The following is a 21,003-nucleotide window of genomic DNA, read 5'->3' on the forward strand; positions in this document are numbered from 1 at the left end:
GCCCACTAGGAGACGGCGGCGAGCAACCGGTCGCGGAGCACGGCCGCGCGGTCGGCGAAACCGCGCTGCGCCGTCGCGTACCCGGCCCGACCCTCCGGCGTCTCCACGCGCACCGGCGGGTGACCGAGCGCCGCAAGGTCGTACGGGCTGGCCCGCATGTCCAGCGTGCGGATCTCACGGGCCAGTTCGAAACAGTCCGCCACCAGTTCCGACGGGACCAGCGGCGACAGCTTGTACGCCCACTTGTAGAGATCCATGTTGGCGTGCAGGCAGCCCGGCTGCTCGTTCGCGTGCTGCGTCTCGCGCGTCGGGTTGAGCAGGTTCAACGGCCGGGCGGACGGGGTGAAGAAGCGGAACGCGTCGAAGTGGCTGCACCGCACGCCACGCTCCTCGACGACCTCGGCGGTCCGCTCCGGGGTCAACCGCAGCGGCCAGGCGTTGTGCCGCAGTTCCTCGCGGGTCTGCCGGTACACCATCGCCCACTCGTGCATCCCGAAGCAGCCGAAGTGCGGCGTCCGGCCCGCAGTGGCCTCCAGCAGCGAGCGGATCCACGTGATCGAATCGCCGCGTCTGGCGCGTACCCCCTCGGTGTCGACGATGACCCCGGCGGACGTGGCGCGGTAGTCCCGGCCGAACTCGGCCGGGTCGGCGTCGCGCAGCTCGACCCCCGCGCCCGGATGCCAGCGCCGCAACTGCGCCGGACGGTGCGAGTAGTAGGTGAAGAGGAAGTCCTCCACCGGATGCCGCTCACCCTGACGTCGTCGCGCCAGGTGCGGCGTCAGCCAGGCGTCCGCCCGCTCCTCGTGGGCCCGGCGGCGTGCCTGCCAGCTTGCCGCGTCGAGCACGGCGGGGGCGAGGGCGGCGGTCACGGAACCCAGGGTACGACCGCCGCCCGCACGCCGGTCAGGGCATCTGCACCCGGACGCCGGCGGAGAACACCCCGCTGCGCAGCTCCAACTGGCGGGGCGGGTCCCGCCCGTCGACGGTGAAGACCAGCGGGAGCACCACCCGACTACCCGCGGCCACGGGGTTGGCGAAGACGTCCCTTCCCAGGTTGGCCGCCCGGGTGGCCGACTCGTCCGTGCTCACCCACCGGTTGCCGGGCAGGTAGGCGCGTTGCAACTGGCCGTGCCACGGCTGCTGGGTCCCGGTGAGGTTACGCACACCCACGGTGGCCTGACAGCTCCGTGCGCCCGGCGGCGGCGCGCTGGCCCCCGGGGCCGTGGCCGCGCTGCCCGCCCCGCCGCACGTCATCCGGTAGACGGTGAACTCGAACGCGGACTCCCGCAACGGCACCCCCATCGGTCCGGAGACCCCGGTACCCCGCCACGCGCCACTGGTCGGCTGCTTCTGGGTGTCGATCGACGACACCTGCCGGGTCGCGGTCCAGCCGGCCGTACCGATCACCCCGGCCAGGACCACCACCGCGCCGCCGACCAGCAGCCAGACCGGCGGGGTACGTCGACGTCGGCTCGGGCTCGGCGTCGCCGGGCGGGGGTAGATCGTTCCGCGTCCACCGTCCGCCGCCCCGTCGGCCAGGGCCGCGGCGGTCACCCGCCGTCCGCGTCGCCGACGCCACACCCAGGCCACGGCGGCGCTGATCAGCAGCAGGATCCCCAACCCGGCCAACAGCACGGGGTACCGCCGCCAGGGTGGCGCCTCGGTGACCTCCGCCGCCGGTGCGGCGGCCGCCGCCTGCCAGGTGGCGGTGGCGCAGTCGTACGGCCGGCTACCGTCACTGGTGAACGCACAGGCCGGCGCGGTCAGCGGCCGGCCCGGCGCGGTCGCGGTCAGGGCCGTGCCCAGCGTCGTGCTGCCGTGGGCCGGCAGCCGCAACCGCCACGTCACCTCCGCCGTCGACCCGCCGGAGCGACTGGACCGGCCGCCCGCGCTGATCGCGGTCGCCGACGATCCGGACGGCAACTCCTGACGGACCGTGGTGTCGACGGGTGAGTTGCCCACGTTGCGAACGTGGATCCGGTAACGCGGCGCCGGACTGCTCTCGGGCGCGACCGCCACCGTGACCGGAGGCGGGGGCGCCGGCACGACCGCCCGCGTGGGCGTCGCCACCGCCGGTGGCGCCGAGGGCGGCGTGGGCTCCGCGCTGGTCGCCCGCGCGGCCACCGGCACCGGCGGTCCGGCCGCCGTCGGTCTGGTCGTGGGCGGCGGCGTGGCTGTGGGCGGCGGCGCGGCCGGTCGTGGCGTGCCGGCCGCCGGTGGTGGCACGGTTGGCGGTGGCGTGACGGCCGCCGGTCGTGGCGCGGCCGCCGCCTCCGGGGCCGCCGCGGGCAGGGCCGGCACGGCGGCGAGGATGCCGAGGCAGTGTACGAACACCGCGAGGGCTTTGTGGTGTCGTGTCGATGCAGGCATACGAACGAACCTCCGGAGCCGACGCTAGGGCTGCCCGGCCTCCGTGCGGGTACGAAATGCGGAATTCCGCTTCGGCCGTCCCGACCTGCGCTAAGGTGCCGCGACACTGACGGGTTGCGCACACCCGCCCGGCGTTGTGGCCGGTGGACGCGTCGGCGGGGCTAGATTGGCCGGGTGCGTATCGCTCGTTTCGCTCATGCCAAGGGAATGTCGTTCGGAGCCGTCGAGGGCGAGCCGGAGGCCGGGCCGCAGGGCCTGACCATCGCCGAGATCGAGGGTCACCCGTTCGGCCAGCTCTCCTTCAGCGGGGCCCGCTGGGCCCTCTCCGACGTCCGGCTGCTCTCGCCGATCCTGCCCAGCAAGGTGGTCTGCGTGGGCCGCAACTACGCCGACCACGCCGCCGAACTCGGCAACGACGTACCCAAAGAGCCGTTGCTCTTCCTCAAGCCGTCCACCTCGGTGATCGGTCCGCGCGACGCGATCCGGTTGCCGATCTTCTCCAAGCAGGTCGAGCACGAGGCGGAGTTGGCCGTCGTGATCGGCGCCCCGGGCGCCCGCCGGGCCGACCGCGCCGCCGCCGAACGCGCCATCTTCGGCTACACCTGCGCCAACGACGTCACCGCCCGGGACCTCCAGCGCTCGGACGGGCAGTGGACCCGCGCCAAGGGCTTCGACTCGTTCTGCCCGATCGGCCCCTGGATCACCACCGGTCTGGACGTCTCCGACCTGGAGATCCGGTGTGAGGTCGGTCGCAACCCCGACGAGATGGAGGTACGTCAGCTCGGCCGGACGAAGGACATGGTCTTCGACGTGCCCGGCCTGGTGTCGTACATCTCGCACGTGATGACGCTGCTCCCCGGCGACGTGGTCCTCACCGGCACGCCGGCGGGGGTTAGCCCGCTCGTCGAGGGGGATACGGTCACCGTGCGGATCGAGGGCATCGGCGAGCTCAGCAACCCGGTGGTCCCCGTCGCCTGATCGGTCTGATGCCCCTGTTTCCGCAGCTCAAGGGTGTTTCGGGGGGATCGGATTTGGCCTGTCGGCACCGGGAGGGTAATGTTCACTCCCGGCGCCGCAAGGGGCCGATGGGGTATGGGGTAATTGGCAGCCCGACTGATTCTGGTTCAGTTAGTCTAGGTTCGAGTCCTGGTACCCCAGCGCAGCTGGGATTCGTGAGAATCCCGGACGCTGGATTCTGACGGAGTTCGACTCCGTCCCTGCGGGGGCGGAGGGTGGTCTTCGAAGGAGTGCAGCTCCTCCACCCACACGGGTGGGGGAGCGAAAGTTGTTCTGGCCCCGTCGTCTAGCGGCCCAGGACGCCGCCCTCTCAAGGCGGTAGCGCCGGTTCGAATCCGGTCGGGGCTACATCGTGCACAGCCCGTCTCACTGCGGTGAGGCGGGCTGTTTCGTGTCCGCCGCCTGCCGGTCGCGGCCCGCCGTTCACGGCCTGCCGGGTCGCGGCCTGGCTTGATCGACTCGGCTTGCAGGAAGCCGTGGTGACCGGTGCCGGCCGACAGGCCGAGTTCACGGAATCCGACTCGACCTGTGCCGCCGCACCTGCGACCGTTGCCCGTACCCGGTTCTCGCCCACGCGGGCGGTGCCGCTAGACTACAAGTCGCACCGCCCGCGAGGGCGGTGAACAGGAAAGTTCTGGCCCCGTCGTCTAGCGGCCCAGGACGCCGCCCTCTCAAGGCGGTAGCGCCGGTTCGAATCCGGTCGGGGCTACAACCAAAGGCTCACCTCGCCCAGCGAGGTGAGCCTTCTCCATATCCCCACCCGACTCCCGGTCCCACCCGGCCCCGGCCCGGCCCCGGCCCCGGCCCCGGCCCCGGCCCCGGCCCGTCCCCGGCCCACCCGGCCCCGGCCCGTCCCCGTTGATCATGAGGTTAGCGTCACGACACGCCGGTGCGGGTGGCGCTAACCTCATGATCAACAGGGTCAAAGGGGTGGGGGCTTAGAGGCCGGAGAGGCGTTGGCCTGCTCGCACCACGGCCATGGCGTGGCGTTCGCCGGGGCGGCGGCCGAGGCGTTCGATCGGGCCGGAGATGCTGATCGAGGCGATCACCCGGCCGGTGCGGTCCCGGATCGGGGCGGAGACGCTCGCCACACCGGCCTCCCGCTCGGCGACGCTCTGCGCCCAGCCCCGACGGCGTACCTCGGCCAGGGTGCGGCCGGTGAACTTGCTGCGCGGCAGCAGCGGCATCACGGCCTCCGGCGGCTCCCACGCGAGCAGGATCTGAGCCGCCGATCCGGCCGTCATGGGCAGCACCGAGCCGACCGGGACGGTGTCCCGCAGGCCGCTGGCACGCTCCGCGGCGGCCACGCAGATGCGCTCGTCGGCGCGGCGCAGGTAGAGCTGGGCGCTCTCGCCGGTGGCGTCGCGCAGCGCGGCGAGCAGGGGCTCGGCGGCGGTCAGCAGGACGTCCGGGGCGGCGTTGGCCAGCTCACCGAGCCGGGGCCCGGGGCGCCATCGGCCCTGTGTGTCCCGGACCAGCATCCGGTGGATCTCCAGGGCCTGCGCCAACCGGTGTGCGGTGGCCCGGGGCAGCTTGGTGCGTTCAACGAGTTCGGCAAGGCTGGCGCCGTCGACACAGGCGGCCAGGATGACCACCGCCTTGTCGAGAACGCCGACACCGCTCATACTGTGTCCCACAAGCCGAAACTTACCTCCCAGAATTTAGGATGTCCAGATGGTGGGAGTCACTCCTGAGCCGAGGACCCTGGCCGAGAAGGTCTGGGACGCGCACGTCGTACGGTCCGCCGCTGGTGAGCCGGACCTGCTCTTCATCGACCTGCACCTGCTGCACGAGGTGACCAGCCCGCAGGCGTTCGACGGGCTCCGGCTCGCCGGGCGCCGGGTGCGTCGTACCGACCTGACCCTCGCGACCGAGGACCACAACACCCCGACCGGGTACGCCGATCCGGCGTTCCGGTCCCGCCGTGGTGACCTGCTCACCATCGCGGACCCGACGTCGCGTACGCAGATCGAGACGCTGCGCCGCAACTGCGCCGAGTTCGGGGTGCGCCTGCACCCGCTCGGCGACGACAACCAGGGCATCGTGCACGTCATCGGCCCGCAGCTCGGGCTCACCCAGCCGGGTATGACGATCGTCTGCGGCGACTCGCACACCGCCACCCACGGCGCGTTCGGGGCGCTCGCCTTCGGCATCGGCACCAGCGAGGTGGAGCACGTGCTGGCCACCCAGACGCTGCCGCAGACCCGGCCGAAGACGATGGCCGTGAACGTCGTCGGCCAGCTCGCGCCGGGCGTCACCGCGAAGGACCTGGTGCTCGCGCTGATCACCCAGGTCGGCACCGGCGGTGGCCGGGGGCACATCGTGGAGTACCGCGGCGAGGCCATCCGCAACCTCTCCATGGAGGGGCGGATGACGATCGCCAACATGTCCATCGAGTGGGGCGCCAAGGCCGGCATGATCGCGCCGGACGAGACGACCTTCGCGTACCTCAAGGGTCGGCCGAACGCGCCGCAGGGCGCCGACTGGGACGCGGCGCTCGACTGGTGGCGGACGCTGCCCACCGACGAGGGCGCGTCCTTCGACGCCGAGGTGACGCTGGACGCCAGCCGGATCACGCCGTTCGTCACCTGGGGCACCAACCCGGGGCAGGGCGCGCCGCTGAGCGCGCCGGTGCCCGACCCGGAGGAGTTCACCACCGACGCTGAGCGCGCCGCCGCACGCCGGGCCCTGGAGTACATGGACCTGAGCCCCGGCACCCCGCTGCGGGAACTGCCGATCGACGTGGTCTTCGTGGGCTCCTGCACCAACGGCCGTCTGGAGGACCTGCGGGCCGCCGCCGACGTGCTGCGCGGGCACCGGGTCGCCGACGGGGTCCGGATGCTCGTGGTGCCCGGCTCCGCCGCCGTTCGCGAGGCCGCCGAGGCCGAGGGGCTGGACAAGGTGTTCGCCGACGCGGGCGCCGAGTGGCGGTTCGCCGGCTGCTCGATGTGCCTCGGCATGAACCCGGACACGCTCAAGCCGGGCGAGCGCTCCGCCTCCACCTCCAACCGCAACTTCGAGGGCCGGCAGGGCCGGGGCGGGCGCACCCATCTGGTGTCCCCGCCGGTCGCCGCCGCCACCGCCGTGGTCGGCCGGCTGGCCGCCCCCGCCGACCTGTAGAAGGGACCGACGAGATGGACAAGTTCACCACCCACACCGGTACGGCCGTGCCACTGCGGCGGTCCAACGTGGACACGGATCAGATCATCCCGGCCGTGTACCTCAAGAGGGTGACTCGAACCGGCTTCGCCGACGGGCTGTTCAACGCCTGGCGGGAAGATCCGGCATTCGTGCTCAACGATGAATCCTATTCCGGGGCGTCGATCCTCGTCGCCGGACCGGAGTTCGGCACCGGATCCTCGCGTGAGCACGCCGTCTGGGCGCTGCGGGACTGGGGCTTCCGCGCCGTGGTGTCCCCGCGCTTCGGTGACATCTTCCGCGGCAACGCGCTCAAGGAGGGCCTGCTGCCGGTCGAGTTGGAATTGAAAGCCGTCGAGGAGTTGTGGGATCTCGTCGAGGCCGATCCGACCACGCCCGTGACCGTCGACCTGACCGCCCGACAGCTCCGTGCCGGGGATGCGACCTGGTCGTTCCCGCTGGACGACTTCAGCCGCTGGCGGCTGATGGAGGGCCTGGACGACATTGGACTCACCCTCCGACACGCCGCCGACATCGACTCCTACGAGGCCACCCGGCCGCCGTTCCTGCCCTCGGTGGCATAGCCGTACGCCCACCCGCACATCGGATTTCGCCCTCACCGGTCCAACCGGTGGGGGCGAATCCGTTACGACACAAGGGCTTTTTTCCGCCGAATGTTTGTGTCCAGGCACTACAGGGCATACGGTGCGCGCAGAATGGCTCGCGTCGAGTCAGTTGCACAATCGGGAGGAAGTCGTGAACAAGGCCGAGCTCATCGAGGCGCTCGCCGTTCGCCTGGGGGACCGGAAAACGGCGACGGCCGCGCTCGACGCGGTCCTCACTGAGGTCCAGGCGGCGGTCACCAAGGGCGAGAAGGTGGCGATCACCGGATTCGGAGCATTCGAAAAGCGTGTCCGTGGCGCACGAACAGCGCGCAACCCGCGTACCGGCGAGGCGGTGAAGGTCAAGAAGACATCCGTCCCGACCTTCCGTCCCGGCGCCGGGTTCAAGGAGATGGTGGCCAGCGGCAAGGTGCCGAAGGCCACGGTGGCGGCGAAGAAGACCGCGACCACCACGGCGAAGGCAGCCGGCGCCAAGGCGACGGGCACCAAGGCCACCGCCACCAAGGCCACTGCCACCAAGGCGGCCAGCAAGAAGACCGCCCCCGCCAAGGCGAGCAAGACCGCCGCGGCCACCAAGGCGGCCAGCAAGAAGACGGCTCCCGCCAAGGCGAGCAAGACCACCACGGCGACCAAGACGGCCGCCAGCAAGAAGACCGCCCCGGCGAAGAAGAGCGCCGCGGCCACCAAGTCCGCCACGGCGAAGAAGACCACCGCGGCGGTGAGCAAGAGCACGGCGGCCAAGAAGGCTCCGGCGAAGAAGGCTCCGGCCAAGAAGGCGGCCAGTAAGCGCTGACCGACCGACCCGGCTGCGAGGGGCGTCCACCGCGTGGTGGGCGCCCCTCGTGCGTGCCGGAACCGTTGACCCGACCGGACCGTACGCGCAGAATCGCCGTGCCGGCTCCCCCTTCGGGCCGGTCCGTCGACGGAAGTGGGGCGCCGGTGCGCTACCGCCAGCTCACCACCTCATCGCTCGCGCTGGGCGTCATCCTGCTCGTCGACGTGTTGCGCGTCTGGCTACCCGGCATCATCACCATCTTCGGGCAGGCCGCCTCCACTCCGGCCGAGCTGATGGGCGCCTTCGCGCTCGGCTGGTTCGTCCTGGCGCTGGCCGCGCCGGCGCTGGTCCGCCGCGTCGGTGCCCGTTCGGTGACCGTCGCTGCGGCCGTCGTACTGGCCGTGGCCCGACTCGCGCTCACCGCGACCCCTGGCGGCCGTCCGCAGCTCTGGTTGGCCACCACGGGCCTGCTGGCCGGGCTGGTGTGGCTGGTCGGCGTCGCCGCCGGCACCGACCGTCCGGTGCCGGGGCTGGCGCTCGGGCTGGCGGTCAACGCCGTCGGTCACGCGCTGCTGGACACCTACGACCTCGTCTGGCGCGGCGGCTGGGCGGCCTGGTTGCTCAGCGTCGTGGCGGTGGCGCTGTTCCTGCTCGACGCGGCCCTGCCCGCCGCGCCACCCGGCCCCGGCGGCGCCGGATCGTGGCTGCTGTTCGGGCCGACGTTGCTGCTGTCCGGGATGGTGGCCCTCGCGCCGGCCGTGGCGCAGGCCGGCATGTCGTACCTGGAAGCGGGGGGGTCCGTCGCTCGTTCGCCGATCCTCGGCCTGGCGCCGGTGCCGGTGGCGGTCGCCGGATTCCTGCTGGCCGCGCTGGCCGGCCCGATCCGGCCGTGGGCCCGACCGCTCGGGCCGGTGGCCCTACTGGCGGGCGCGGTGCTCTTCGCCCTCGACCGTGGCGACCTGCTGGTCGCGGCGATGCTGCTCAGCGCCGTCGGTCTCGGGGCCTGCCTCGCCCACACCGACAACGCCGCCCCGGCCGGGACGACAGCTCCAACCGGGAACGCCGCCCCAACCGGGAACGACGACGTCGATCAGGCCGAGATCGCCGCTCCGGCCGACGGCGTCGTTCGGGTCGAGACCGCCGCAGCCGAGACCGCCGCAGCCGAGACCGCCGCAGCCGCGACCGCCGCAGCCGCGACCGCCGGCGGCCCCGACCGGGCCGGGGTGGACAGGGAGCGCGGTGCCGGGCGGGCGGCGGCCCGCCGGGGATACGCGGTGGCCGCCGGCATGCTCGTCTTCGTGGTCGGCTCGATCGGCTACTACTCCGCCTACGATCTCGGCTACCCCAACGCCGCGGTGCCGGTCGTGGTGGCCGGTGTGGTCGCCGTGGTGGCCCTGACGGCCCGTCCCCTCCGCCTCCGGCTCCCCGGACCGTTGGCGCCCCTGCCGACCGCGGCGGTGGTGACCGCGCTGGCCGTGCTGGCGCCGCTCGTCGCCGACGAACTCCCGGTGGCCGGCAACCGGGAGGGCCCGCCGGAGCGGTTGCGGGTGGTGGCGTACAACATCCGGATGGGCTTCGGCCTGGACGGTCGGTTCGACCTGGCCGGGTTAGCCGCCGCGATCGGCCGGCAGCGGCCGGACGTGGTGCTGCTGAGCGAGGTGGACCGGGGCTGGTTGCTCAACGGAGGCCACGACACGCTGGACCTGCTGTCCGACCGGCTCGGCATGCCGTACGTCTTCGGGCCGGCCGCCGACCCGGTGTGGGGTGACGCGGTGCTCAGCCGCTGGCCGGTGACCGTGCCGGAGTCCCTGCCGTTGCCGGCCGTCGGGGCGCCGACGGGCGCGCAGGCGCTCGCCGTCACCCTCGACCTCGGCGATGATGTGCGTACCGCCGTGGTGAGCACCCACCTTCAGCCACCGCCCGGCCGGGGACCGGTGGTCCAGGCCCGTGCGGTCGCCGACTTCGCCACCCGGTACGCGGCGGGCCGGCCGCTCGTCGTGGCCGGCGACCTGAACACCGAGCCGGGTGACGAGGCGTTCGGGCAGTTCACGGCGGCCGGTCTGGTGGACGCGTTGGCGGCCGCCCGACCGCTGGCGACCAGCCCCGCCGACGACCCCCGGCAGCAGATCGACCACGTCTTCGTCTCGCCCGGTCTGACGGCGGCGGACCCGGTCGCGCCGCGGGGCGAGGCCAGCGACCATCTGCCGGTGGCGGTGACGCTCACGCTGCCGCCGCGCTAGCCCTGATCCACTCGGACGACCCCCGTCACAGGCGGTCGGTGGCGAGCAGTCTGTCGCCGGCGAAGGCGAGCAGCCAGCCGCCGCCCTTCGGGGTGCTGAAATCCTCGTCGGCGCGGCCGGTCAGCCGCTCCAACGCGCCCGGCAGCACCTTGCCCTGGCTGCACACCGCCACCTGCCCGCCGACGCAGGCCAGCTCCAGCACCTGCGCGGCCGTGGCCAGCACCCGCTCGTCGTGCTGCTGGCCCGGCTGCGGCTCGTCCAGGTCCCCGCAGACCTCGATGGGCAGGTCGAGCAGCGCGGCGGTCGGGTCCAGGGTCTGCACGCAGCGGCGTGCCGAAGCCGACAGCAGCCGGGCCGGCCGGACCACGGCGATCAGCGGCGCCAGCGCGTACGCCTGGGCCCACCCCTCGTCGTCGAGCGGCCGGGCGGTGTCCGGACCGGTCCACGTGGCCCGCTTGCCGGCGTGCCCGTGCCGCACCAGCGCGACGGTCGCGGTCACCGACGGCAGCGCGGCGAACGCGGTCAGCACCTCGGCGTCGTGCGGGTAACTCACCAGTCGGATCGCGTCGTCCACGGTCAGCCACCGGATGTCGTCGACCTCGGTGCCCGGCTGGAAACCGCCCTCGGCGACCGCGAGCATCGACCAGTAGTCGACGAGCTTGGCCTGCCCCTCGCTGCGGTAGCGCACCGACGGCAGCCGCACCTGCGGTACGCCCCGCACGTCGGCCTCCTCGGCGACCTCGCGGACCGCCGCGACGAGCGGGTGCTCGCCCGGTTCCAGTTTGCCCTTGGGCAGCGTCCAGTCCCCGTAGCGGGGGCGGTGCACGACGCAGACCCGTACGCCGTCGTCGGTGGGTCGCCAGCAGACGCCGCCGGCGGCCCGGATGCCCGTCACGGCAGCCATCTGGTCCGCCGTCGCCGGGTCGCCCGGTGCCACGCGTCGGGGAATCGGGCCCGCATCCGACGGACCGTGTCGCGTTCCCGCTCGGCCAGCCGCCCGGCGGTGACGGCGATCTCGTGGTCGTCCGGGCGCTCGGCGGCGAGGGCGAGCCAGGTCTCGGCGGCCACCGCGGCGTCCTGGTGCTCACCGAGCACGTCCTGGACACGGGCCAGCGCACGGGCCAGCCGCCGCGCGTCCGCACCGACCGCGGGGAGGACGGCGGTGACCGCGTACCGGGCCTGTTTGCCCTGCTTGCGGACGGCATGCCAGCGGTCGTCGGGCGCGAGCGGGTCGAGCCCGTCGACGCCGTCCGGGCCGGTGAGCTGCCGCCACGGGCGGGCCACCAGCTTCGGTAGCGTGCGGGCCGCCGGGCTGGCTGCCCGCCGGGTGAGCCGGGGCGCGCGGGCGGCCAGCACCAGGGCGTCCACCAGGGCCAGGTAGCGCGGGGAGCGCAGCGCCTCGTTGATGGCGGCGAGCGCCTGCCGCTGCCGCTGCGCGAGCGCGTCGTCCAGCCGGTCGACCGCGTCCGCGTCGAGCGGGCTGAGCGGGTCGGCGGCGGCGGTGCGTCGCAGCCGCCCGCGTAGCACCTCGGCGTCGCGCGCCTCGCCGAGCACCCCGGCCAGCCAGCGCAACTCGTCGCGCAGGGGGCGGGCCCAGCTCCGGCGTACCAGGGGCCGGAACGTGCGTAGGTCGCTGCGCAGGCGTCGGCAGGCCACCCGCATCTGGTGTACGGCGCTGTCGCCGCCGCCGGCCGGGGCGTGCAGGCGTACGAGGGGGTCGTGCGCCAGCAGCCGGCGTACCTCCTTGCGGACCGCCTCCGTGACCACGTCCCCGGCGCTCGGGTCGTCAGCCAGTTCGCCCGGCGCGACCAGGTCGGGTTCGTCCTGTGCCACCTCCCCCAGTGCCCGCACGTGCTTCGGGGTGAACGCCCCGATCCGCGCCCCGGCGTCGCGCAGCGCCGTGCCGATGCGGCCCAGCAGGTCGCGGTCGCCGGCCTTGCGCTCGACCTCCACCTCGCGGAAGGCGTTCGTGACGGCCCCGGTGTCGTCGAGGACGTTCACCCGGTCGTCCACCACCTCGGCGAGCACCGTGCCGTCCTCGGCGCACACCTCGTGGGCGTGCCGGACGGTGCGGACGACCGTCACCGGCGTCAGTGGCGCGCCCCGGTGCAGAGCGGTGACGAGTTCGACCAGCTCCGGCGGCGGCTGCCCGGCCGGACCGGGACGGGAGATCTCGTGCCGGACGCCGGGTGTGCCGGTGGGCAGCTTCACCGTCCACGGCGGCTCGTCACCGTCGCGGTGGCGCAGCGACGCCCCGGCGCGGGCCAGCCGCAGGTCGACCGTGTCGAGGTAGCGGGCGACGAGCGTCACCGGCGGCAGCGCCCGGACCCGTCCGCCGACCGGTGCGGCGGCGGACAGGTCGGGCAGCACGAAGGTGTCGTCCACCTCGTACTTCTGCTCCTCCTCCACCATCAGCTCAGCCTATGCGGTGATCGCTCAGCCGGCCGTGCCACCGACGCGGCGGAGCAGCAGTTCCTGGAGATGCGTGCGGGCCGCCTCGTCGCGGCCGGCACGCCGGGTCCAGGTGCCGTCGCCGGCCAGCTCGAACGCGTCGACGTCCGGGCTCATGGCGGCGGTCAGTACGTGGTCCAGTTCGGCCCGGGCGATCGGATCGCTCACCTGCACCAGCGCCTCCACCCGCCGGTCCAGGTTGCGGTGCATCAGGTCCGCCGAGCCCACCCAGAACTCGGCCTCGCCGTTGTTGCCGAAGCGGAAGATGCGCGAGTGCTCCAGGAACCGGCCCAGGATGGAGCGCACCCGGATGTTCTCCGACAGCCCCGGCACGCCCGGTCGCAGCGTGCACATGCCACGGATGAGCAGGTCGACGTGGACGCCGGCCTGGGACGCCCGGTACAGCGCGTCGGTCACCTCCTCGTCGACGAGCGAGTTCACCTTGAACTGGACCAGGCCGGGCATGCCGAGGCGGACGTGCGCTACCTCCCGTTCGATCCGTTCGATCAGTCCGCTGCGGATGCCCTGCGGGGCGACCAGCAGCCGCCGGTACGCGGTCTGCCGGCTGTAGCCGGTCAGCACGTTGAACAGGTCGGTGAGGTCCGCTCCGATCTCCGGGTCGGCGGTGAGCATGCCGAAGTCCTCGTACAGCCGGGCGGTCTTCGGGTGGTAGTTGCCCGTGCCGATGTGGCAGTACCGGCGGATCTGGTTGCCCTCCTGCCGGACCACCAGGGCGGTCTTGCAGTGCGTCTTGAGCCCCACCAGTCCGTAGACGACGTGACAGCCGGCGCGTTCCAGGGTGCGGGCCCAGCCGATGTTCGCCACCTCGTCGAAGCGGGCCTTCACCTCGACCAGCACCACCACCTGCTTGCCGGCGGCGGCCGCGTCGACGAGCGCGTCCACGATCGGTGAGTCGCCGCTGGTCCGGTAGAGGGTCTGCTTGATGGCGAGCACGTTCGGGTCGGCGGCGGCCTGCTCGATGAAGCGCTGCACGCTCGTCGCGAACGAGTGGTACGGGTGGTGCACGAGGATGTCCCCGTCCCGCAGGGTGGCGAAGACGCTGCGCGGCACCTCACCCTCGGTGAGCCGGGGGTGCGTCGACGGCACGAACGGCGGGTCCTTCAGGTCCGGTCGATCGGCCTCGCCGTACACCTGCCACAGCGCGGACAGGTCCAGGAGGCCGGGCACCCGCAGCACGTCCTGGTCGTCCATGTCCAGTTCACGGACGAGCAGTTCCAGCACGTGGTCGGAGATGGACGCGGCGACCTCCAGGCGGACCGGCGGACCGAACCGGCGGCGGGCCAGCTCCCGTTCCAGGGCCTGGAGCAGGTCCTCGTCGCGGTCCTCGTCGACCTCCACCTCGGCGTTGCGGGTCACCCGGAACAGGTGGCACTCGACCACCTGCATGCCGCTGAAGAGCTGACCCAGGTGCACCGAGATCAGGTCCTCGACCGGCAGCATCCGCACGCCCGGCTGGTCCCGGTCGACACGCACGAACCGCGGGACGTTGTTGGGCACCTTCACCCGCGCGAACAGCTCGGACCCGCCATCCGGGTCGCGGACGGCCACCGCCAGGTTCAGCGACCGTCCCGAGATGTACGGGAACGGGTGCGCGGGGTCCACCGCGAGCGGGGTGAGCACGGGGAAGATGTGCTCCCGGAAGTAGGTGCGCAGCCGTTCCCGCTCGGGGTCGCCGAGGTCACCCCAGCGCAGGATGCGGACGTCCTCCTCGGCCAGCCGGGGCAGGACGTCGTCGACGAAGCAGGCGGCGTGCCGGGCGACCAGCTCGGCGGTCCGTTCGGCGATCAGTTCGAGCTGCGTGCGCAGGGGGAGGCGATCGCCTCCGCGTACCGGCAGGCCGGCGGAGAGCCGTCGCTTCAGGCCGGCGATCCGCACCATGTAGAACTCGTCCAGGTTGCTCGCGAAGATCGCCAGGAACTTGGCCCGCTCCAGCAGGGGAGTGCTCTGGTCCTCGGCGAGAGCGAGTACCCGCGCGTTGAAGTCGAGCCAGGACAGCTCCCGGTTGAGGAAGCGGTCCTCCGGCAGGGGGGCCGGCGGCTCCTCGTCGTCCTCGGCGGGCGGCAGGGTCGGCTGGACTCCGCCGGCCGCCGGGCCGTCCGTCTCGGTGGTCGTCACGGCGGGGTCGAGGACCTCGTCCAGCCCGGAGGAGGCGCCGCCGGGGTCGTCGGCGAGCGTGTCGGCGCGGGCGGCGCCGGCCCGCTCGGCCCGGGACGGGCGGAAGCGGCCGTCGGTGCCGCGGATGCGGGCGCCGTTGCGGGGGTCGGTGGCGGGTGGGGTGACCGGGTGCTCGCGAGGGGTGCTCACCCGCTCATAATCACCCGATTCGAGTTAACGCAAAATGAACTTGGCCCCGCCAGCTCAGTTCATCGTCGGCAATGTCACCCGGACGACCTCGCCGTCGGGATCCGTGTCGATCCGCACCCGCTGGCCGAGCCGGAGCAGCCGCAGGCCGGAGGCGTCGAACGCCCGGGTGGGGAAGCGCAGTTCGGTGCCGTCGTCGAGCAGCAGCACACCGCTGCGTGTCGTCGCGTCGTAGCTGGCCACCGTGCCCTGCATGCTGGCACCGTACACCGGCGGGATCCCCTCGGTGCCGCGCAGCCGGCGCCCTCAGCTCGTGGCGCGCGCCGGGCGGACGGTGGCGACCAGCGCGGCCGTCCGCGGTCCCAGACCCAGGCGGGCGGCGGCGACGAGGTCCCCGGCGGTGTCCACGTCGCGCCGCAGGCTGGGCCAGTCGCCGGTCAGCGGCAGTGCCCCGCTCGCCGCGTGTGCCGCCGCCGAGTCGATCCCGAACCGCGGGTCGAGGTCGACGCCCGGCGGCGCGGCGAGCAGCACCGTTCCCGTGCCGGGCGCGTCCGCGACGAACCGGCGTACCCCCTCGGGCCCGTGCTGCGCCGCGAGCAGCGCGGCGGCCAGGTCGTCCGGGCGCAGCGCCGGCAGGTCGGCGGTGAGCCCGGCCACCCACCCCGGCGGGGTCTGTGCAACTCCGTGCCGGAACGCGGCGTTCAGGCCGGCGTCCGGCAAATCGGCGACCGTCCGCGCCCCGACGGCCCGGGCCGCCCGCGCCACCCGCTGATCGTCGGTCACCACCAGGGCCTCGGCGACCGCCGGGCAGGCCAGCACCGCGCGGAGGGTGTCGGCCGCCAGGGCCAGCGCCAGCTCCTCGTGGGGTACGCCGGCCAGCGCGCCCCGCAGCCGGCTCTTGGCCACGGTCAGACGCTTCACCGGCACGACCACGGCCCACCTCGGCTGACTCACGTCCGCAATCCTGCCAGCCGGACGACGGGACCCTCGCTGGCCGTACCGGGGGCGAGCAGGCATGATTTCCGCTGCGGGTGTCGCGGGTCGGGCGCGCGCGGTGGGCTCGGGGCGCGACGAGGAGGCACAGTGGCACGGCGGAGGCTGGGGTTCTGGCAACGGTTCGCCGTGGGGCTGGTCAAGCCGGTGATGACCGTCTGGACCCGGCGGACCTGGCGCGGCCAGGAGCACCTCGCCCGCGACGGCGGCGTGATCATCGTGCCGAACCACATCTCGCACGCCGACCCGCTGGTCTCCGCGCACTTCATCTACGACTCCGGCCGGTGGCCGCAGTACCTGGGCAAGGCCAGCGTGTTCCGGGTGCCGGTGGTCGGCTGGATCCTGCACCGGTGCCGGCAGATCCCGGTCGAGCGGGGCAGCGTCGAGGCGGTCCGCTCACTGGACAAGCTCGTCGCCGCGCTCGACGAGGGCGGCGCGGTCGTGATCTACCCGGAGGGCACCACCACCCGGCAGCCGGAGCTGTGGCCGATGAAGGCCAAGACCGGCGCCGCCCGGCTGGCGCTGGCCACCGGCGCGCCCGTGGTGCCGCTGGTGATGTGGGGACCGGAGCGGATCTTCGACCCGCGTACCAACCGGCTCAACCCACGCCCCCGGATCCCGGTCACCGTGGTGGCCGGTGACCCGGTCGACCTCAGCCGCTGGGCGGACGCGTCGCCGACCCGGGAAACCCTCGAAGAGATGACGGACGCCATCATGCTGCGGCTGCGGGACATGCTCGCCGAGATCCGTGGCGGCACCCCGCCGCCGCTGTGGGAACGACCGCCCCGACCGTCCGTCGAGCCGCGACAGGACGAAGCGGCATGAGCGGCCACGTCGCGGTGCTCGGCGCCGGCTCCTGGGGCACCGCCTTCGCCAAGATCCTGGCCGACGCGGGCCGGGACGTCACGGTGTGGGCCCGCCGCGCCCCGGTGGCCGAGAGCATCCGCACCGAGCGTCGCAACCCGGAGTACCTACCGGACCTGCTGCTGCCGGCCCGGGTCACCGCCACCACCGACGCCGCCGAGGCGATCACCGACGCCGAGGTGGTGGTGCTGTCGGTGCCGTCGCAGACCCTGCGCGGCAACCTCGCCGAGTGGGCCGGGCACCTGCACCCGGACTCGACGCTGGTGTCGCTGATGAAGGGCATCGAACTCGGCACCACCAGGCGGATGAGCGAGGTCATCGTGGAGACCGCCGGGGTGGCCGCGGACCGGGTGGTGGTGGTCTCCGGCCCGAACCTGGCACCGGAGATCGCCGCCGAGCAGCCGGCCGCCACGGTGGTCGCCGGCACCAACGCCGACCGGGCCACGCTCGTGCAGTCGTCGATCCGGACGCCGTACCTGCGGCCGTACACCAACGACGACGTGATCGGCTGCGAGCTGGGCGGCGCGGTCAAGAACGTGATCGCGCTGTCGTACGGCATCGCCACCGCGATGGGCTTCGGCGACAACACCCGGGCCATGCTGATGACCCGGGGGCTGGCCGAGACGGCCCGCCTGGGCGTGGCTCTCGGCGCGGACCCGATCACCTTCGCCGGCCTGGCGGGCATGGGCGACCTCGTCGCCTCCTGCTCGTCCCCGCTGGCCCGTAACCGCACCTTCGGCGAGCACCTGGGCCGGGGCGAGACGCTGGAACAGGCCCAGGCCGCCACGCGACAGACCGCCGAGGGCGTCAAGAGCTGCCTCGCGATCCGTGACCTGGCCCGGGCGCACGGCGTGGAGATGCCGATCACCGAGCATGTCGAACGGATCTGCCACGAGGGGATGGACCCACGCCTCGCCGTCCAGGCGCTGATGAGCCGCACCGCCAAGCCCGAGTCGTACGAGTGAGGACCTGATGAGCGAATGGGGAGACGGCACCCGGTGCGTACGCGCCGGCCTGCCCGAGCCGGCGCCGGGTGACCCGTTCCTGCCCGGGCCGGTGTTCGCCGCGCCGTACCACCTCGACCCGCGGCAGGGGCCGGACGCGTCGCCGAACGGCTACGGCCGCCCCGACAACCCGACCCGACGGCTGCTCGAGGCCGCGGTGGGCGAGTTGGAGGGCGGGGACTGCCGCGTCTTCGCCAGCGGCCAGGCCGCCATCACGGCGGCGCTGTTCACCCTGCTGCGCCCGGGGGACACCGTGGTGCTGCCCTCCGACGGGTACTTCCCGGTGCGGGCGTTCGCCACGGCCGTGCTGGAGACGATCGGCGTACGGGTGCTCTTCGTGCCGACCGTCGGCCCGTACCCGTCGTTCGAGGGCGTACGGCTGGTGCTCGTGGAGACCCCGGCCAACCCCGGCCTGGACGTCGTCGACGTGGCCGCCCTGGCGGAGCGGGCGCACGCCGCCGGCGCTCTGCTCGCGGTCGACAACACCACGGCCACCCCGCTCGGGCAGCGTCCGCTGGACCTCGGGGCCGACCTGGTGGTGGCGTCCGGCACGAAGGCGCTCACCGGCCATTCCGACCTGCTGCTCGGCTACCTGGCCAGCCGGTCGGCCGAGGTGGTGGAGGCGGCGACGCTCTGGCGTACCAGCACCGGTTCGGTGCCGGGCGCGTTCGACGCCTGGCTGGCCCACCGGTCGCTGGCGACCCTCGACCTGCGGCTGGCCCGGCAGAGCGCGAACGCCGCGGCCGTCGCCGACCTGCTGGCGGCCCGTCCGGACGTGACCGGGCTGCGCTGGCCGGGGCTGCCGGACGACCCCGCGTACGCGGTGGCCTCGACGCAGATGCGCCGGATGCCCGGGGTGCTGTCGTTCGACCTGGGCGACGCCGATCGGGTCGCCCGCTTCATCGAGGCCGCGCGGCTGGTGGCGGCCGCCACCTCCTTCGGTGGTCTGCACACCACGGCGGACCGGCGGGCGCAGTGGGGGGACGACACCGCCCCCGGCTTCGTCCGGCTCTCCTGCGGCGCCGAGGACACGGCCGACCTGGTGGCCGACATCGCCGCCGCGCTGGACGTCAGCGCGGGAGCCTGAGTGGAGTCACCCCCGATCGAGCGGTCCGCCCTGGTGGGCCGGCTGCGCGCCGCGGGCTGTGTGTACGCCGAGGACGAGGCGGAGCTGCTGCTCGCCGCCACCGACGATCCGGTGACGCTGACCGAGCTGACCGACCGCCGGGTGGCCGGCGAGCCGCTGGAGTACCTGCTCGGCTGGGCGGAGTTCTGCGGCCTGCGGATCGCCGTCGACGCGGGCGTCTTCGTCCCGCGCGGCCGGACGGCCCTGCTGGTCGAGGTGGCGGTCGAGCTGGCCGGTCCCCACCCCGCCGTCGTCGACCTCTGCTGCGGTTCCGGAGCTGCCGCCGTCGCGCTGGCCCACCGGCTCGCGCCGCGCTGGTTGGCCGCCGCCGACATCGATCCGGTGGCGGTGGCGTGCGCCCGGCGCAACCTCGCCGGGCTGGCCGCCGAGGTGTACGAGGGTGACCTGTTCGCCCCGCTGCCCGAGCGCTGGCGGGGGCGACTCGACCTGGTGGTGGCCAATGCCCCGTACGTGCCGACCGACGCGGTGGCGCTGATGCCGCCGGAGGCACGGCTGCACGAGGCCCCGGTGGCGCTCGACGGCGGGCCGGACGGGCTCGCCGTGCTGCGCCGGGTGGGCGTCGAGGCGGCAGCCTGGCTGGCCCCGGGCGGGCACCTGGTGGTCGAGGCCGGCAAGACGCAGGTGGACGAGCTGTGCGCGGCCTTCCGCGCGGCCAACCTGATCCCCGCCGTCCACCACGACGAAGACCGAGAGGCAACAGCGGTAACCGCCCGCCGCCCCCACTGACCCACCCCGCCCCGCACCCCGCCCCGCACCCCGCGATCTTGCACTTCCTGTGGTCGAGGTGTGGCTAGATGTTCCTTTTGTCGGCACAGAAAGTGCAAGATCGCGGGGATCCTGGGTCGGGAGGGGGCGGGGCGTGGCGGGGGAGCGGGGTTGGCACTAGCCTCGGCTCACACTCATGAGGGCGGGAGGCGGTTGCGGTGGGCAGCGCAGGGGTGCCGGTGGTCGTCGGCCTGGACAACGGTGGCACCAGTAACAACGCCACCGTGCTGACGATGGACGGCCGTTTCCTGGTCGACGGCCTGCTGGAGATCCCCAGCGAGGTGCAGGCCGGCCCGGAGGCGGCGATCGAGGCGCTGGCACGGGCGCTCGACGGGGCGTTGGCCCAGACCGGTGTCCCCCGGGAGCTGGTCCGCGCGGTCGGGCTCGACACCCCTGGACCCGCCAGTGCCACCGGCGTCATCTCGTCGCGCGGCTCGACCAACTTCTCACAGCCGGCCTGGCGTGGCTTCGACGTACGGGGTGCGCTGGAACGACGGCTCGGCCTGCCGGTGATCTACCACAACGACGGCAACGCAGCCGCGCTCTACGCCCACCACGTGTACTTCGGCGAGGAGGCGATGACCCGGTCGTCGGTCGCCGCAATCGTCGGCACCGGCCTCGGCGGCGGGGTGGTCGAGGGCGGCAGGGTGATCGCCGGCGCCGCCGGCATGGCCGGCGAGCTGGGTCACGTGCACATCCCGCTGGGTGGCCTGCTCGGCCCGGAGCAGTCGGAGCCGACCTGCGCCTGTGGGTTCATCGGCGACGTCGAGAGCGTCGCGTCGCTGACCGGCATCGAGCGCAACCTGCTGCCGTACTGGCTGACCCGGTATCCCGACCACCCCCTCGCGGCCGAGCCGCCGGCACGGGCGGCGAAGCTCGTCCGGGGTTACGGCGAGCGGGGTGACGCGCTGGCCCGGGACCTCTTCGCCCAGCAGGCGATGGCGCTGGGTCGCCTGTTCACCCTGGCGGCCAACTTCACCGACCCGCACGCGTACTTCGTCGGCGGCGGTGTGGTGGAGGCCGCGCCGGAATTCCGCGACTGGTTCCTGGCGACGGTCCGCGAGCACACCGTGCTCCGGGCGGAGCAGGCCGCCGTCGCCACCTTCGCGCTCGTGCCGGACCGCGACATGGCTGGGGCCCGTGGCGTGGCGATCGCCGCCCTGGAGGCGGTACGGGCCGCGCCGGAGCCCCGCCCGCTGATCGCCTGAGCCCGCCCCGGCCCGGCCGCGCCCCGCGTTCCGGGCTGGGTCAGCCCGGTCGGCGGGGCGCGGGTCTCGTGCGGATCGCGCGGCGG

The 21,003-nt window shown here is 73.6% G+C and carries 18 protein-coding genes and 3 tRNA genes; 13 read left to right on the top strand and 8 right to left on the bottom strand.

Going from position 1 to position 21,003, the window contains the following annotated elements; all coding sequences use genetic code 11:
- Positions 1-5: 5 nt before the first annotated feature.
- Both ACTFTM_RS07505 and ACTFTM_RS07510 read right to left on the bottom strand, forming a co-directional pair.
- Positions 6-869, bottom strand: a complete 864-nt coding sequence (locus ACTFTM_RS07505; protein WP_449565111.1) for a 3-methyladenine DNA glycosylase — start codon at positions 867-869, stop codon at positions 6-8.
- Positions 870-903: 34 nt separating this feature from the next.
- Positions 904-2,370, bottom strand: coding sequence for a hypothetical protein (locus ACTFTM_RS07510; protein ID WP_449565112.1), 1,467 nt, complete (start codon positions 2,368-2,370; stop codon positions 904-906).
- A 174-nt stretch (positions 2,371-2,544) separates the two neighbouring features.
- Between ACTFTM_RS07510 and ACTFTM_RS07515 the strand changes: the two genes are divergently transcribed.
- The 4 genes from ACTFTM_RS07515 to ACTFTM_RS07530 all read left to right on the top strand — a co-directional run bounded on the left by ACTFTM_RS07515 (position 2,545) and on the right by ACTFTM_RS07530 (position 4,096).
- Complete coding sequence (locus ACTFTM_RS07515; RefSeq protein ID WP_449565113.1) at positions 2,545-3,348, top strand: fumarylacetoacetate hydrolase family protein; 804 nt, start codon at positions 2,545-2,547, stop codon at positions 3,346-3,348.
- A 108-nt stretch (positions 3,349-3,456) separates the two neighbouring features.
- Positions 3,457-3,528, top strand: a tRNA-Gln gene (locus tag ACTFTM_RS07520).
- Between the two features lie 134 nt (positions 3,529-3,662).
- Positions 3,663-3,735 (top strand) — tRNA-Glu (locus ACTFTM_RS07525).
- Between the two features lie 288 nt (positions 3,736-4,023).
- Positions 4,024-4,096, top strand: a tRNA-Glu gene (locus tag ACTFTM_RS07530).
- Positions 4,097-4,325: 229 nt separating this feature from the next.
- On the opposite strand, the gene ACTFTM_RS07535 is transcribed toward ACTFTM_RS07530, so the two are convergent.
- Positions 4,326-5,012, bottom strand: coding sequence for an IclR family transcriptional regulator (locus ACTFTM_RS07535; protein ID WP_091671614.1), 687 nt, complete (start codon positions 5,010-5,012; stop codon positions 4,326-4,328).
- 49 nt (positions 5,013-5,061) lie between these two features.
- Here ACTFTM_RS07535 and leuC point away from each other — a divergent pair, with 49 nt between their 5' ends.
- The 4 genes from leuC (at position 5,062) to ACTFTM_RS07555 (ending at position 10,163) form a co-directional block, all read left to right on the top strand.
- Entirely contained in the window at positions 5,062-6,507 is a 1,446-nt protein-coding gene (gene leuC / locus ACTFTM_RS07540; RefSeq protein ID WP_449565114.1) for a 3-isopropylmalate dehydratase large subunit, read from the top strand.
- A 14-nt stretch (positions 6,508-6,521) separates the two neighbouring features.
- On the top strand, positions 6,522-7,109 hold the full coding sequence (leuD, locus tag ACTFTM_RS07545; RefSeq protein WP_449565115.1) for a 3-isopropylmalate dehydratase small subunit: 588 nt from the start codon (positions 6,522-6,524) through the stop codon (positions 7,107-7,109).
- Between the two features lie 172 nt (positions 7,110-7,281).
- A complete protein-coding gene (locus tag ACTFTM_RS07550) occupies positions 7,282-7,941 on the top strand; it encodes an HU family DNA-binding protein (RefSeq protein WP_449565116.1) in 660 nt (219 codons plus the stop codon).
- Between the two features lie 146 nt (positions 7,942-8,087).
- On the top strand, positions 8,088-10,163 hold the full coding sequence (locus tag ACTFTM_RS07555; protein ID WP_449565117.1) for an endonuclease/exonuclease/phosphatase family protein: 2,076 nt from the start codon (positions 8,088-8,090) through the stop codon (positions 10,161-10,163).
- A gap of 25 nt (positions 10,164-10,188) precedes the next feature.
- Here the strand turns inward: ACTFTM_RS07555 and ACTFTM_RS07560 are convergent, their stop codons facing one another.
- From ACTFTM_RS07560 to cofC, 5 genes are read right to left on the bottom strand one after another with little or no spacing between them, the layout of a single operon-like run.
- Complete coding sequence (locus ACTFTM_RS07560; protein WP_449565118.1) at positions 10,189-11,067, bottom strand: NUDIX hydrolase; 879 nt, start codon at positions 11,065-11,067, stop codon at positions 10,189-10,191.
- A complete protein-coding gene (locus ACTFTM_RS07565) occupies positions 11,055-12,575 on the bottom strand; it encodes a CYTH and CHAD domain-containing protein (protein ID WP_449565119.1) in 1,521 nt (506 codons plus the stop codon). Before ACTFTM_RS07565 ends, ACTFTM_RS07560 begins: the two co-directional genes overlap by 13 nt.
- Positions 12,576-12,599: 24 nt before the next feature.
- Positions 12,600-14,939, bottom strand: a complete 2,340-nt coding sequence (locus tag ACTFTM_RS07570; RefSeq protein WP_449565120.1) for an RNA degradosome polyphosphate kinase — start codon at positions 14,937-14,939, stop codon at positions 12,600-12,602.
- A 54-nt stretch (positions 14,940-14,993) separates the two neighbouring features.
- A complete protein-coding gene (locus ACTFTM_RS07575) occupies positions 14,994-15,191 on the bottom strand; it encodes a cold-shock protein (protein ID WP_433537427.1) in 198 nt (65 codons plus the stop codon).
- A gap of 51 nt (positions 15,192-15,242) precedes the next feature.
- A complete protein-coding gene (gene cofC / locus ACTFTM_RS07580) occupies positions 15,243-15,890 on the bottom strand; it encodes a 2-phospho-L-lactate guanylyltransferase (protein ID WP_449565121.1) in 648 nt (215 codons plus the stop codon).
- A gap of 129 nt (positions 15,891-16,019) precedes the next feature.
- Between cofC and ACTFTM_RS07585 the strand changes: the two genes are divergently transcribed.
- From ACTFTM_RS07585 to ACTFTM_RS07605, 5 genes are all read left to right on the top strand, one after another.
- Positions 16,020-16,754, top strand: a complete 735-nt coding sequence (locus ACTFTM_RS07585) for a lysophospholipid acyltransferase family protein (RefSeq protein ID WP_449565122.1) — start codon at positions 16,020-16,022, stop codon at positions 16,752-16,754.
- The gene (locus tag ACTFTM_RS07590; protein WP_449565123.1) at positions 16,751-17,758 is read left to right on the top strand and encodes an NAD(P)H-dependent glycerol-3-phosphate dehydrogenase; all 1,008 of its coding nucleotides are present in this window, start codon (positions 16,751-16,753) and stop codon (positions 17,756-17,758) included. Before ACTFTM_RS07585 ends, ACTFTM_RS07590 begins: the two co-directional genes overlap by 4 nt.
- Positions 17,759-17,765: 7 nt before the next feature.
- Entirely contained in the window at positions 17,766-18,884 is a 1,119-nt protein-coding gene (locus tag ACTFTM_RS07595; protein WP_449565124.1) for a cystathionine gamma-lyase, read from the top strand.
- Positions 18,885-19,670 carry a putative protein N(5)-glutamine methyltransferase gene (locus ACTFTM_RS07600; RefSeq protein WP_449565125.1) on the top strand — a complete coding sequence of 262 codons (786 nt, stop codon included), beginning with the start codon at positions 18,885-18,887 and terminating at the stop codon, positions 19,668-19,670.
- Positions 19,671-19,867: 197 nt separating this feature from the next.
- On the top strand, positions 19,868-20,917 hold the full coding sequence (locus tag ACTFTM_RS07605; RefSeq protein ID WP_449565126.1) for an ROK family protein: 1,050 nt from the start codon (positions 19,868-19,870) through the stop codon (positions 20,915-20,917).
- Positions 20,918-21,003 lie beyond the last annotated feature (86 nt).

Source organism: Micromonospora sp. RB23 (assembly GCF_053585025.1).